This window comes from Kitasatospora sp. NPDC004615 (assembly GCF_042873545.1).
Lineage (GTDB): Bacteria > Actinomycetota > Actinomycetes > Streptomycetales > Streptomycetaceae > Kitasatospora.
In genome coordinates this window covers 20,199-33,820 of the sequence record NZ_JBIALQ010000009.1, presented here as the reverse complement: position 1 = coordinate 33,820, position 13,622 = coordinate 20,199, and the positions used below count along the sequence as shown (strand labels likewise).

12 protein-coding genes are annotated in these 13,622 nt (G+C 72.6%); 3 read left to right on the top strand and 9 right to left on the bottom strand.

Translation table 11 applies throughout. From position 1 onward, the window contains the following. The first annotated feature begins 2 nt into the window (after positions 1 to 2). The 3 genes from ACFYS8_RS28265 to moaA all read left to right on the top strand — a co-directional run bounded on the left by ACFYS8_RS28265 (position 3) and on the right by moaA (position 3,083). Entirely contained in the window at positions 3 to 398 is a 396-nt protein-coding gene (locus tag ACFYS8_RS28265) for a DUF485 domain-containing protein (RefSeq protein ID WP_387646064.1), read from the top strand. Next, on the top strand, positions 395 to 2,008 hold the full coding sequence (locus tag ACFYS8_RS28260; RefSeq protein WP_387646062.1) for a cation acetate symporter: 1,614 nt from the start codon (positions 395 to 397) through the stop codon (positions 2,006 to 2,008). Before ACFYS8_RS28265 ends, ACFYS8_RS28260 begins: the two co-directional genes overlap by 4 nt. 85 nt (positions 2,009 to 2,093) lie before the next feature. Further along, on the top strand, positions 2,094 to 3,083 hold the full coding sequence (moaA, locus tag ACFYS8_RS28255) for a GTP 3',8-cyclase MoaA (RefSeq protein WP_387646060.1): 990 nt from the start codon (positions 2,094 to 2,096) through the stop codon (positions 3,081 to 3,083). On the opposite strand, the gene ACFYS8_RS28250 is transcribed toward moaA, so the two are convergent. The 9 genes from ACFYS8_RS28250 to ACFYS8_RS28210 all read right to left on the bottom strand — a co-directional run bounded on the left by ACFYS8_RS28250 (position 3,080) and on the right by ACFYS8_RS28210 (position 13,602). Next, positions 3,080 to 3,532, bottom strand: a complete 453-nt coding sequence (locus ACFYS8_RS28250) for a nuclear transport factor 2 family protein (protein ID WP_387646058.1) — start codon at positions 3,530 to 3,532, stop codon at positions 3,080 to 3,082. The genes moaA and ACFYS8_RS28250 overlap by 4 nt on opposite strands. A 5-nt stretch (positions 3,533 to 3,537) precedes the next feature. Then, a complete protein-coding gene (locus tag ACFYS8_RS28245) occupies positions 3,538 to 4,383 on the bottom strand; it encodes a hypothetical protein (protein ID WP_387646056.1) in 846 nt (281 codons plus the stop codon). A 41-nt stretch (positions 4,384 to 4,424) separates the two neighbouring features. Further along, entirely contained in the window at positions 4,425 to 7,832 is a 3,408-nt protein-coding gene (locus ACFYS8_RS28240; RefSeq protein WP_387646055.1) for a tetratricopeptide repeat protein, read from the bottom strand. A gap of 82 nt (positions 7,833 to 7,914) precedes the next feature. Beyond that, entirely contained in the window at positions 7,915 to 8,157 is a 243-nt protein-coding gene (locus ACFYS8_RS28235; protein ID WP_387646053.1) for a hypothetical protein, read from the bottom strand. Positions 8,158 to 8,382: 225 nt separating this feature from the next. Continuing rightward, on the bottom strand, positions 8,383 to 8,742 hold the full coding sequence (locus tag ACFYS8_RS28230) for a DUF3099 domain-containing protein (RefSeq protein WP_387646051.1): 360 nt from the start codon (positions 8,740 to 8,742) through the stop codon (positions 8,383 to 8,385). A 92-nt stretch (positions 8,743 to 8,834) separates the two neighbouring features. Next, positions 8,835 to 9,383 (bottom strand): RNA 2'-phosphotransferase, encoded by a 549-nt coding sequence (locus tag ACFYS8_RS28225; RefSeq protein ID WP_387646049.1) that lies wholly within the window; start codon positions 9,381 to 9,383, stop codon positions 8,835 to 8,837. 30 nt (positions 9,384 to 9,413) lie between these two features. Continuing rightward, positions 9,414 to 10,808 (bottom strand): metallopeptidase TldD-related protein, encoded by a 1,395-nt coding sequence (locus tag ACFYS8_RS28220; RefSeq protein ID WP_387646047.1) that lies wholly within the window; start codon positions 10,806 to 10,808, stop codon positions 9,414 to 9,416. After that, positions 10,808 to 12,334 (bottom strand): TldD/PmbA family protein, encoded by a 1,527-nt coding sequence (locus ACFYS8_RS28215; protein ID WP_387646044.1) that lies wholly within the window; start codon positions 12,332 to 12,334, stop codon positions 10,808 to 10,810. Before ACFYS8_RS28215 ends, ACFYS8_RS28220 begins: the two co-directional genes overlap by 1 nt. A 137-nt stretch (positions 12,335 to 12,471) precedes the next feature. Then, positions 12,472 to 13,602 carry an MBL fold metallo-hydrolase gene (locus ACFYS8_RS28210; RefSeq protein WP_387646041.1) on the bottom strand — a complete coding sequence of 377 codons (1,131 nt, stop codon included), beginning with the start codon at positions 13,600 to 13,602 and terminating at the stop codon, positions 12,472 to 12,474. Between the last annotated feature and the right edge of the window lie 20 nt (positions 13,603 to 13,622).

Genomic DNA, 13,622 nt, shown 5'->3' with positions numbered 1-13,622 from the left:
CCATGCCCATCCGATCGTCCGTCGCACCGAAGACGTCAGGAGGCACCGCCGTGACACCCCCGCACGACACCGTCCCGGAACCGTTCACCCGCATCGAGGAATCACCGGAGTTCGGCCAACTGCGCAGCTCCTTCCGGAACTTCGCCTTCCCCGTCACGGCCGGATTCGTCCTCTGGTACCTGCTGTACGTCCTGCTCTCCTGCTACGCGCCCGGGCTGATGAACACCAAGGTGGCCGGCAACATCAACCTGGCCCTGGTGCTCGGCCTGCTCCAGTTCGCCAGCACCTTCGCCATCGCCGCCTGGTACGCCCGCCACGCCGGCCGCCGGCTCGACCCGGCCGCCGCCGCCATACGCGACCGCGCCACCGCCGCTGTCGTCGGGGAGAGTGCCGAATGATCCAGCTGGCCGGCTCCGCGAGCGAGCACCGCACCCTGATCATGTCGCTGTTCGGGGTCTTCGTGATCGTCACCCTCGGCATCACGCTGTGGGCCGGACGCCAGACCAAGGACGCCGCCGACTTCTACGCCGGCGGCCGTGCCTTCACCGGCTTCCAGAACGGCCTGGCGATCTCCGGTGACTACATGTCCGCCGCGTCCTTCCTCGGTATCGCCGGACTCATCGCGCTGTACGGCTACGACGGCTTCCTCTACTCCATCGGCTTCCTGGTCGCCTGGCTGGTCGCGCTGCTGCTGGTCGCCGAACCGCTGCGCAACTCCGGCCGCTACACCATGGCCGACGCGCTCGCCTTCCGGATGCGCCAGCGGCCCGTGCGCACCGCCGCCGGCATCTCCACCATCGTGGTGTCGATCTTCTACCTGCTCGCCCAGATGGTCGGCGCCGGCACCCTGGTCGCCCTGCTGCTCGGCGTCAGCGGCGACGGCGCCAAACGCTGGACCATCGTGGCGGTCGGCGCGCTGATGGTGGTCTACGTGACCGTCGGCGGCATGAAGGGCACCACCTGGGTGCAGATCGTCAAAGCCGTGCTGCTGATCGCCGGCGCCGCGACGATGACCTTCATGGTGCTGGCCAAGTACCACTTCAACCTGTCCGGCCTGCTCGGCGCCGCCGCCGACGCCAGCGGCAAGGGCCACGCCTTCCTCGAACCGGGACTCAAATACGGCGTCACCGGCACCACCAAACTCGACTTCCTCAGCCTCGGCATCGCCCTCGTCCTCGGCACCGCCGGACTGCCCCACATCCTGGTCCGCTTCTACACCGTCCCCACCGCGAAAGCCGCCCGGAAGTCCGTGCTCTGGGCGATCGGCATCATCGGCGTCTTCTACCTGATGACGCTCGCCCTCGGCTTCGGCGCCGCCGCCCTGGTCGGCCCCAAGACCATCAAGGCCTCCAACGCGGCCGGCAACACCGCCGCCCCGCTGCTCGCCGAACAACTCGGCGGCGGGGCCGGCTCCACCGGCGGTGCCGTGCTGCTCGCGGTGATCTCCGCCGTCGCCTTCGCCACCATCCTCGCCGTGGTCGCCGGACTCACCCTGGCCTCCTCCTCGTCCTTCGCCCACGACCTCTGGGCCAACGTGATCCGGCGCGGGAAGGCGAGCGAGAAGGAGGAGGTGGCCAGTGCCAAGCTCGCCGCCGTCGCGATCGGCGCCATCGCCATCGTGCTGTCGATCTTCGCCGACAAGCTGAACGCCGCCGCCCTGGTCGCGCTGGCCTTCGCGGTCGCCGCCTCGGCCAACCTGCCCACGCTGCTGTACTCGCTGTTCTGGAAGCGGTTCAACACCGTCGGCGCGGTCTCCGCCACCTACGCGGGCCTGATCACCTCCGTCACCCTGGTGATCTTCTCGCCAGTGGTCTCCGGCAACCCCAAGACCTCGCTCTTCCCGCACAGCGACTTCCACTGGTTCCCGCTGGAGAACCCCGGCCTGATCTCCATCCCGGTCGGCTTCCTGGCCGGCGCGATCGGCACCTGGCTGGCCCGCGAGCAGGCCGACCCCGCGAAGTACGCCGAACTGGAGGTCCGTTCACTCACCGGGCTGGGCGCGGACTAGGTCGTGTCCCGCGCCCGGTTAAGCTGGCCCGGCCGCTGGGTGGCGGCCGGGCCGGTGCGGCTCTTCGAGGAAGGGCGGGACCGGGATGCTCCTCGACACCTACGGTCGACAGGCCGTCGACCTGCGGGTCTCCCTCACCGACCGGTGCAACCTGCGCTGCACCTACTGCATGCCCGAGGAGGGCCTGGACTGGCTCGGAAAGTCCGACCTGCTCACCGACGAGGAGATCGTCCGGCTGGTCGGACTCGCCGTCGGGACCCTCGGCGTCCGCGAAGTCCGCTTCACCGGCGGCGAACCGCTGCTGCGGCCCGGGCTGGTCTCCATCATCGCCGCCTGTGCCGAGCTGGAGCCCCGCCCCGAGATCTCCCTCACCACCAACGGCATCGGCCTCGCCCGGGTGGCAACCGCCTTGCGGGACGCCGGAGTCGACCGGGTCAACGTCTCGATCGACACCCTGAACCCCGACACCTTCGCGAAGCTGACGCGCCGCCGCCGCCACCAGGACGTCCTGGACGGGCTGCTCGCGGCCGAGGCCGCCGGGCTGCGGCCGGTCAAGCTCAACGCCGTCCTGATGCGCGGCGTCAACGATCATGAGGCCGCCGACCTGCTCGCCTGGGCGATCGAGCACCGCTACCAGCTGCGGTTCATCGAACAGATGCCGCTGGACGCCCAACACGGCTGGGACCGCTCGCAGATGGTCACCGCCGAGGAGATCCTCGCCCTGCTGCGCACGCGTTTTTCGTTGACTCCCGAACCGTCCTCGGTCCGCGGCGCGGCCCCCGCCGAGCGCTGGCTGGTCGACGGCGGTCCCGCGACGGTCGGCGTCATCGCCTCCGTCACCCGCCCGTTCTGCCGCGCCTGCGACCGCACCCGGCTCACCGCCGACGGCCAGGTCCGCAACTGCCTCTTCGCGACCGGCGAGACCGACCTGCGCGGCGCGCTGCGGGCGGGCGCGAGCGACGCGGAGCTGGCCGAGCTGTGGCGGGCGGCGATGTGGGGCAAGAAGGCCGGCGCGGGCATCGACGCTCCGGAGTTCCTCCAGCCCGAACGGCCGATGTCGGCGATCGGCGGTTAGCTTCGGAGGTGGCGGCTCACGTCGCCGACCAGCGTGGCGCGGAAGCGCCGCTCCACGAACCGCCACTGCCCGTCGCGGCGCTCGAAGCGGTCGTGGTACCGGCCGCAGACGATGGCCTGCAACGGCAGCTCCGGGAGCGACTGGAACACCGTGACGTAGGAGCGGGCCGACGCCGTACCCGCCTCCTCGTCGACCTCGACGGCGAGGTTGGTGGTCACGTGCTGGGTGCGCGGGGTGCCGTCGGCGTACACGATCAGCATGCCCCGGAACATCCGCTCGATCGCGTCCCGCCCGCGCACCGGGTCGCCGCTGCCGGTGAAGGCGGCGTCCGAGAGGAGGTCGGCGAGGCCGGCGAAGTCGCCGTCGTCCACGAGCTCGGCGTAGCGGGCGATCAGGTTCTCGACCGCGTGGCGGCCGGATGCCGCGCCGGGCGCGGGAAGATCATTCACGGACCTCACTGTAGGCGCACCGCCTGACGTGCCGTCATCCGGCGCCGTTCCCCGACGGCTTCGCGAACCTCTTCCCGTGCCAACTCGGGTTCGACGGCGGGTGGCTGGAACCGGTGGCCGGCCAACCGGACGTGCTCCTCCCAGCGGTCCTGCCAGAACTCGACTGTCCACCCCGGCCACCGCTTCGGCATCTCGTACGCCTCCGCAGTCGCCGCCAGCGTCCACCAGCCCACCCGGCGCCGCGCCGGATCGATGTGCACCCCCGCATCGGCCGCCACCCGGCACACCCCGTGCTCGGGGGCGCCCGCCAGCCAGTTGAGCAGTGCGGCCCCCTCGCCGATCGGATGGTCGTCGACGTGCGCCACCACGAAGCACTGGTCGGAGCCGACCGTCACCACCGCGGCCAGCGGCGCCGGGTGGGCAAGGTCCTCGTCGTCGGGTTCCAGCAACGCAACGGGCCAGATGGTGCGTTCGCGATCCCGGACGAACTCCGGGTCCAGGCCCAGGTAGGCCCGCACCTCCGCGTTCCCGTCGTACAGCCAGCGCACCTCCCAGCCCGCCCACGCCTCCCGCAGCAGCTCCAACGTGGCGGCACGGTGGCGGAGTTCGGTGCTCGGGCCCTCCCAGGCGAACAGCAGCAGTACCTTCCGACCCAGATCGATCAGCGCCGCGCCCATGCAGATCACGTCGTCCAGCCACCAATCGGTCACCCGCAGCCCCTCGACCATCGCGAGGGTCGCCTCGGGCCCCGCCAGCAGGTCGACGTCGAGCCACACGGCGCCGAAGCGGGACAGGTACAGCTCGTGCTCGCCGCTCTCGCGGACCACGACGAAGTTTGCTCGATCGGCCATGGGGTGAGGATGACTGCCGCCCGGTGGCGGCCGCCAGCGAATTAGGGTGCCTGACCGAGCAGGCCGAGTGCGGCGGCGGCGCGGGCGGCGGCGGGGGAGGTGGTCAGTTCGTGGAGGTATTCGCGGAGGGTGTCGTGGGTGTCGGGGGCGTTCGGGACGGCGAGGAACTCGGCTATCGGGGGGCCGAGCTCGCCGTCCTGGACTGCCACCGCGTGCAGCACCGCCAGGGCCGCCCGGGAGGTCGCGAGGGTGGGGGGGACTGCGGCCAGCAGCGCGTCCCAGGCCGGGGTGGAGGCCTCGCGGCCGTGCTCGTACAGCTGCGTGACGGCCTCTTCGCGGAGTACGCCGGGGGCGGTCGGTTCCAGCCGGGCGGCCTGGTCCAGGGCTTCCCGGGCGGGTTGCCACTTGCCCTGCCGGCGGAGCACCGCGACGAGTGCGCAGTGGGTGCCGATCTCGTAGGGGGAGAGTGCGAGGGACGCCCTGAGATCGGTGACGGCTGCGTCGAGGCGGCCCGCGCGGCGGTGGAGTTCGGCGCGGTCGCGCAGCAGCCAGGGGGAGTCGGGTTCGATGGTGAGGGCGGCGTCGAAGTCGGTGAGGGCCAAGTCGTGGCGGCCGGTCTGTCGGTGCAGGTGGGCGCGTTCGAGGAGGGCCCAGTGGAAGCCGGGGTCGATGGCGAGGGCGGCGTCGAGGTCGGCGGACGCCTGGTCGGGGCAGCCGGTTCGCCGGTGCGACTTCGCGCGGTGCAGCAGCGCCCAGATGTGCTGCGGGTCGATGGCGACGGCGGCGCTGAAGTCGGCGATCGCCTCCGGGTGGCGGGTCGCGTCCTGATGGATCTCGCCGCGGTAGAAGTGGGCCCAGGGATCGGCGGGGTTGATGGCGAGCGCCGCGTCGAGGTCGACCAGGGCCAGGTCGAGATGGCCCTCCCGGCAGTGGGTGCGGCCTCGCCAGACCAGGGCGATGAAGTCGTTGGGGTTGAGGGCGATGGCGGCGGTGAAATCGGCGACGGCCTGGCCGTACCGTCCCGCCCGGCTGTGCGTCTCGCCGCGGTCGCGCAGAACGACGGGGTTGTCCGGGTCGAGCGCGAGGGCGGCGTCCAGGTCGGCGACCGCGTGGGAGAGCCGGCCTGATTGGTAGTGCGTCTTGCCGCGTTCGCCCAGGGCCCAGACGTAGCCGGGGTTGACGGAGAGCGCGGCGGTGAAGTCGCTGATCGCCTGTTCCGGGCGGTCGGCGAGTCGGTGGGCGATGCCGCGTTCGCACAGGGCCCAGGCGTTGAAGGGATCGAGGGCGAGGGCGGCGTCGAAGTCGCCGATGGCGAGGTCGATCCGGTGCGCCGCGCCTTGGGCCAGGCCTCGGCGGATCAGGGCCGAGCCGTGCTCGGGTTCGAGGGCGAGGGCGGCGGTGAAGTCGGCGATCGCGCGGTCGAACCGGCCTGCCGTGTGGTGCACCTGGCCGCGTTCGGACAGTGCCCAACTGTCCTCCGGGTCGAGGACCACCGCGGCGTCGAGGTCGGCCAGCGCCTCGTCCAGCCGGCCGACCAGGCGCAGGACCCAGCCCCGGTAGTAGAACGCGTCGGAGTGTTCCTGCCTGGTGGCCACGGTCGTCGCGCGGTCGGAGACGGCGGCCGCCAGGCGGTCCGGGTGCTCGCGGGCCGCGAGCACCTCGGCGGCGAACGGGGTGCGGGCGAGCGCCGCGTCCAGGTCGGCCAGTGCCAGGTCGCGGTGGCCGAGGTAGCAGCGTACGCGGCCGCGCTGGATCAGTGCGGGCAGCAGGTCGGGGGCGAGCAGCAGGGCCTGGTCCAGCAGGACGAGCGCCGCGGGGTCCTCGTTCTGCTGGATCGACCGGTGGCCCTGCCCGGTCAGCGCCCGGGCCCGGAGGCGGGCGGGCAGGCCGGGGGCGGCCAGGGCGGTGAGAACGGTCTCGGCCGGGTCGGGGGTGGTGAGGGCGGTGTGCAGCAGCTCGGACCAGCGGGTGAGGTCGGCGTCGGCGGTGTCGCGGGCGGCCAGGGTGAGGAGTTCGGCCCAGGCGGTGAGGGAGTCGGGGGAGTGGTCGGCGGCCTCCGCGAGGCGGTGGAGCGCCGGCGGCAGCTGGGTGGTCGGGGCGGCGCAGAGCAGGTGGTAGGTCTCGTCGAGGAGGTGGCGGAGCCAGCGGGCGTTGCTGCGGAGCCGGGACGGCGGGAGCTCGGCCTGGAGGGCTTCGCAGGCGGCCGCGTGGTGCTCCGCCAGCCGGGCGTGCCCGCCGCGCCAGGCGTGCGGGGCGCGGATGCGGTGGTGGCGCAGGAGGCTGGCGCGGACGACGGCGTGGTACTGGTGGGCGTCGCCGTGGGCGGTGACGAAGGGCTGGTCGAGGAGCCAGTCCCAGCCGGGGGCGGTCGGGTCGTCCACGGCGAGGCAGAAGAGGTCGCGGTCGAGGCGGGGCGGGAGGGCGGCGGCGAGGACGGTCTCGCGCAGGGCGGGTTCGGGGATCCACTGGAGGAAGCGCTGAACTGCCTTGTCGACGGCGTCCGTTCCGGCGTCGGCGACCTCCTCGGCGGAGTGCGGGTCGGTGCCCGCGAGCAGGGCCAGCAGCAGCGGCAGGCCGAGGGACATCCGGACGATGGCGTCGATCGCGTCGGGGGAGTGCACGCCGCGGCTCGCCAGCAGGTCGCGGGCCTCCTGCTCGGTGAAGGCTTCGAGGGCGACGTCCACCACGGCGGAGCGCAGGCGGGCCCAGTCGCGTTCGGCGAGTTCGTCGCGGCCGGCCAGCACGACGATCACGTCGAGCGGGAGATCGCCATAGGTGCCGTCGATCAACTCGCGCAGCCAGCCGTCGAGGTGGCGGCCGGTGATCTCCCAGGTGTCGAGGAAGAGCACCACCCAGGGGACGGGTTCGCGGTCGCAGAGGTGGGCGAGTTCGGTGACGAACGCCCGGCTGAGGGTGGCGAGTTCGGAGTCGCCGGTGGGTCGGCGGCGGCGGACGGCGGCGATCAGGCGGTCGGTGCTCTCGGCGACGGTCTCGGGGGTGGTGAAGGCGGCGGAGCCGGGAACGAAGGTGTTGGCCGCGCCGAGAGCGGCGTGGGCGACCACCCGGGCGGGCAGCGAAGGCAGGTCGGCCGGGGTGGCCTGGGCCCGCCGGTACTGTTCCAGGGCCTTGTCGAAGTCCTTGAACGGGGCCTCCGGCGAGGCGAGTTGGGCGGCGAGCGCGGCCAGCGCGGTGTCGACGCCCTGCACGTCGGTGTCGTCGATCAGCGCGGTGCGCCCGCCCGCCCGGCCGGCCGTCTCCCGCCACTGGGCGATCAGGGTGGACTTGCCGATGCCGCCGACGCCCCGGACGTGGAACAGGAAGTCGGCGGGGTCGGGCCCGGCCTCCGGGTCGGGGTTCTTGCGAAGGTTGTCGGCGAACAGGGCGAGTTGGGCCCGGCGTCCGACGAACTGGGAGTCGACGCGGCGGCGCAGCGCCTCCGCCCGGGACATTCGCCTTGCACCACGAGACACCGCATCCCCCAAGCACCGAAACGCAGACCACGCTACTGGGTGAGGGGGAGCGGGCGCCGCGTTACGCGGAGAAGGGCTCGGTGTCCTTCAGGAAGCCCCGGACCGCGAGGAACTGGCTGAGGGAGTCGCGGTGTTCGTCGCAGGCCAGCCAGGTTTTGCGGCGGTCGGGGGTGTGGAGCTTGGGGTTGTTCCACAGCAGGGTCCAGGTGGCGGACTCGCGGCAGCCCTTGGCGGAGCACTTCGGGGGGCCGGCCGGGCTTTCGGGGCCGGTGGGGGTGCCGAAGAGGGGGTGCGCGGTGTCCATGGGTCCGATCCTATGCCCGGGCATGACGACGCCGGGCAGCCACGGGGGGAGCTGCCCGGCGTCGGTCCGTCGCTCCGACGGGGGATGCGGAGCGCTCTGGAAGTATGGCACGGCAACGGGCTCGGAAGCTCGTCCGTCCAGTGATTAATTTGAGGATCGTCTGAGCTTTCAGACGGTCAGACCGTCGCATGAACGGTCATATCGGACAGTGGAATTGAGGGATTCTCAATCCTGTGGCCGGTTCTCGGTGGCGGCGGCCGCCGCCCCGCCGCCGCCCGTCCCGCCGGGGCCGAGCATCAGCTGGGTGTCGGGGGCGAAGTCGAACGTCGAGGGCAGGCCGGGGGCGCGCTCGCGGCCCGCGTTGGCGATCAGGACCGCGAAGTACGGGAGCAGCACGCCGCCGGCCAGTGCGGCGAAGGCGAGCCAGCGCTGGACGTCCCAGAGGATGACGGCGAGCAGGACGCACACGGTGCGGATCAGCATGGAGATCACGTAGCGGCGCTGCCGGCCCCGGACGTCCTCGCTGAGGCTGCTGCGGGCACCGGTGATCCGGAAGACCTGGTCGTCGTCCGCGCTCTTGCGCATGGGTCCATCCATCCATCGGTTCCGGGCTCCCTACGGTCGTCCACGGTAACCCCGCTGATGCCGGACGGACCCACGTGGGGTCCGTCCGGTGGTCAGGCGGTGCGGCGCAGGTACTGGACGGGTACGGCGTCGGTGAGCCAGACACCGTTCGCAGACACCCGGAATTCGTGGCCGTCGGCGGCCATCGCCGCCGCATCGACTTCCAGCACCACGGGGCGGCCGTGCCGGGAGCCGACCTTGACGGCCGTCCCGGTGTCGGCGGAGAGGTGGACGTCCTGCCGGGCCATCGGGCGCAGGCCCTCGGCCAGGATGTACCGGAGGTTGCGCTCGGCGGTGCCGTGGAACAGCACGTCGGGCGGGGTGGTGGCGGGCAGGCCGAGGTCGACCTCGACGGTGTGGCCCTGGCTGGCCCGGATGGAGCGGCCGTCCTCGGAGTAGGCGAAGCGGCGCTTGTTGTTGGTGGCGACCACGTGGTCGAGCTGGGCGCGGCTGAGCCGCCGGCCGTGCCGGCCGAGCGCGGCGAGCAGGGTGTCGATCTCCACCCAGCCCGCCGCGTCCAGGGTGACCCCGATGGCGCCCGGGTCGTGTCGCAGGATGCGGCTGAGCATCTTCGACGTCTTGACGGTCTGCTTTTCGTCCATCGGGATCCCCCCGGGGATTCGGCCGGCCGGTCAGGAGGCCTGACTGACCGAGCTCATGTTGAAGTCGGGCACGCGTACCGGCGGCATCGCGGCCCGGGTGAACCAGTCGCCCCATTCGCGGGGCAGGCAGCGTTCGGTGCGGCCGGCCTCGGTGATCCGGCCGAGCAGGTCGACCGGGGATTCGTTGAAGCGGAAGTTGTTGACCGCGCCGACCACTTCGCCGTTCTCGACCAGGTAGACGCCGTCCCGGGTGAGGCCGGTGAGCAGCAGGGTGGCCGGGTCGACCTCGCGGATGTACCAGAGGCAGGTGAGCAGCAGGCCGCGCTCGGTGCTGGCGACCATCTCCTCCAGCGTCGGCGCGTCGGGCGCGGAGGTCTCCAGCACCAGGTTGTCGATCGGCGGGGTGAGCGGGAGGCCGGCCAGGCCCGCGGAGTGGCGGGTGGTCAGCAGGTGGGTGAGCTTGCCGTCGCGCAGCCAGTCGGTGCCGGTCAGCGGCGCGCCGTTGTCGAACACCGAGTCGTTCTCGCCGGAGGAGTGGGTGAGTACGAACGGGGCGGCCTGGATGCCGGGTTCGGCCGGGTCGGAGCGCAGGGTGAGCGGCAGCGGGCTGAGCTGCTCGCCGATCCGGGTACCGCCGCCGGGCTTGGAGAACACCGAGCGGCCCTCGACGGCGTCCCGCGCGCCGGACGACCAGGACATGTAGACCAGCAGGTCGGCGACGGCGGACGGCGACAGCAGCGTCTCGTAGCGGCCGGCCGGCAGGTCGATCTTCTTGCGGCCCCAGCCGAGGCGGCGGGTCAGGTCGGTGTGCAGGGCGGTGACGTCGACGTCCGTGAAGTCCTGGGTGGCGGCGCCGGCCCAGGCGGAGCCGGTCAGGTCGGCGGTCTTGGCGTTCAGCTCGACGGTGCCGGTGGGCTGGTCGTGGCGCAGCCGCAGGCCGGTGGAGCTGCCCAGGTAGGAGGAGACCATCTCGTGCCGGGCGAAGCCGTACAGCAGCTCGCCGTTGGCGCGGGCGCGGCCGAAGGCCTCGCCGAGGGCGGGCGCGAACGCGTCGAACACGCCGATGTCGGTGACCTGTGGGGCCTCGGTGAAGCGCGGGTCGGCCGGTCGGGCGGTGATCAGCGGCTGGGCGTCCTCGGCGGGTTCGGCGGCCCGGGCGGCGGCCTCGGAGGCGCGCACCAGCTGCTCGACCTCGTCGAGCGTGACGGCCTCCTGGGCGACCACGCCGGCGGCGGTGCCCTGCGCGCCGTTCACGGTGGAGATCACGGTGAGGCGGCGGCCACGGGTGACGCCGTTGGTGGTGAGCGCGTTGCCGGCCCAGCGCAGGTTGGCGGTGGACTCCTCGTCGGCGATCACCACGCAGCCGTCGGCGCGGGACAGTTCGAGGGCGCGTTCCACCAGCTCGTGGGGGTGCGTGAGGGACATCAGTGACCCGCCTCCTGCTGGGTGTTGAGCACGTTGACCTGACGGAACAGCGCGGACGGGCAGCCGTGGCTGACCGCGGCGACCTGGCCCGGCTGGGCCTTGCCGCAGTTGAAGGCCCCGCCGAGCACGTACGTCTGCGGGCCGCCGACGGCGCTCATCGAGCCCCAGAAGTCGGTGGTGGTGGCCTGGTAGGCGAAGTCCTTGACCTGCCCGGCGAGTTCGCCGCCCCGGATGGCGTAGGCGCGCTGCCCGGTGAACTGGAAGTTGTAGCGCTGCATGTCGATCGACCAGGAGCGGTCGCCGACGATGAACAGGCCGTTCTCCACCTGGGAGATCAGGCCGGCGGTGTCGGGGCCGTCGGCGGCGGGCTGGAGCGAGACGTTGGCCATCCGCTGCACCGGCACGTGCGCCGGGGAGTCCGCGTAGGCGCAGCCGTTGGAGCGCTCGAAACCCTTCAACTTGGCCATCGGACGGTCGAGTTGGTATCCGACCAGGACGCCGTCGCGGATCAGGTCCCAGGACTGGGTGGCCACGCCCTCGTCGTCGTACCCGATGGTGGCCAGGCCGTTCTCGGCCGTCCGGTCGCCCGTGACGTGCATCAGCTCGGAGCCGTACTTCAGGCTGCCGAGCTGGTCGAAGGTGGCGAACGAGGTGCCCGCGTAGGCGGCCTCGTAGCCCAGCGCGCGGTCCAGCTCGGTGGCGTGGCCGATCGACTCGTGGATGGTCAGCCACAGGTTGGACGGGTCGATCACCAGGTCGTAGCGGCCCGCGGTGACGCTCGGCGCGCGCATCTTCTGCGCCAACAGCTCGGGCAGCTCGGCCAGTTCGGCGTCCCAGTCCCAGCCCCTGCCCCGCAGGTACTCCCAACCGCGCCCGGCCGGTGGCGCGATGGTGCGCATCGAGTCGAACGCGCCCGTGCGCTCGTCCACGCTGGTGGCCTCCAGCCACGGGTGCAGGCGCACCCGCTGCTGGGTCGTCACGGTGCCCGCGGTGTCCGCGTAGAACTTGTTCTCCTGCACCGTCAGCACCGCCGCCGACACGTGCGAGACGCCGTCCGCCGCGAGCAGCCGGGCGGACCACTCGGCCAGCAGGCCGGTCTTCTCCGCGTCCGGCACCTCGAACGGGTTCACCTCGTACGCGGAGACCCACTCCACGTCGGGGTACACCGGCTCCGGGGCCAGCTCCACCCGCTCGTCCGAGCCCGCCGCCCGGCTGATCCCGCCCGCCAGCCGGGCCACCGCCACCGCCTGGTCGGCAACCGCCGCAGCCGAGGCGGGCGTCAGGTCCACGCCCGCGGCGAAGCCCCAGGCGCCGTCCAGCAGGACGCGGACGGCGAAGCCCAGCTGCACGGTGTCCGACGACCCGGACGGCCGGGCGTCACGCAGCCGCCAGGACGCCGAACGGACCCGCTCCAGCCGGAAATCGGCGTGCGAGACGCCCAACTGCCGGGCCCGGGACAGGGCTGCGTCCGCCAGCGGGCGCAACGGGTACGAGAGGAACTGAGGGTCCATCGCGGAGGGGGGCATCGGGCTCCCTGGGTCGAGGGTCAGGTGCGGCGGGCCGCCCCCGGGTCGAGGGCACACCCGCTCGCATCATCCCCGGCCGCAGGGCGTTCTGCCAGCAAATATTCGCCGAACCGCCCTGACGCCCAGTCAGTTCCGGGTCAGGACAGCGCCTCCCACCAGCCGTCCAGCTCCGGCGGATCGGACACCTCGACCCGCTGCCCCGGACGCGGCACCGCCAGCGGCACGCCCTGCGCCTTCGCCTCCGCCAACAGCCGCTCCACCGGCTCCGCCCAGCGGTGCGGCGCCAGGTTGAACGTGCACCAGTGCACCGGCAGCAGCAGACCGCCGCGCAGCTCCAGATGCGCCCGGACCGCGTCCTCCGGGCTCAGGTGGATGTCCGCCCAGGCGTCGTCGTACGCGCCGATCGCCATCAGCGCGGCGTCGAACGGGCCGTGCTGCTCGCCGATCCGGGCGAAACCCTCGAAGTAGCCGGAGTCGCCGGTGAAGAACACCCGCCGCTCCGGCCCCGCCACCACCCACGAACCCCACAGCGTGGTGTTGCGGGTGAAACCACGGCCGGAGAAGTGGTGCGCGGCGGTCAGCGTCAGCGTCAATTCGCCGAGCGTGCACGTCTCGTCCCAGTCCAGCTCGATGATCCGGTGCTCCGGCACACCCCAGCGGCGCAGGTGCCCGCCGATGCCCAGCGGCACCGCGAACGGCGCCGACTGGAGCTCCACCAGGCGGCGCACCGTCGCCATGTCCAGGTGGTCGTAGTGGTCGTGGGAGATCAGCACCGCGTCCACCTGCGGCAGCGACGCCAGCTCCACCGGCACCGGGTGCAGCCGCTTCGGGCCCGCCAGGTGGGACGGCGAGCAGCGGTCCGACCACATCGGGTCCACCAGCACCCGGCAGCCGTCCAGCTCCAGCAGCGCCGAGGCGTGGCCGTACCACGTCACCGCCACCTCCTGGGAGGCCGCGGCCGGCTGCACCGGCACCGCCAGCGGCACCGGACCGGCCGGCACCCGCCCGTCCTTCTCGAACAGCATCCGGCGCAGCGTCGCCGCGTCCGGGCTGCCCGGAACGCCCGGCGACACCTGCGAGGGCGCGTTGTGGAACACCCCGTCCCGGTACTGCGGAGACACCCGCACCCGCGGGTCCAACGGGTCCGGCCGGCGCCCGAACTGGGCCGGCAGCTCCCGCAGCGCCCACGCCGCAGCACCCGCCACCGTCAGTGCCGCCGCCGCCACCAGCGCCCGGCGGCCCGCCCGGCCAGGGAGTGCACCACTCATCGCGTCCGCTCCGATCGGCT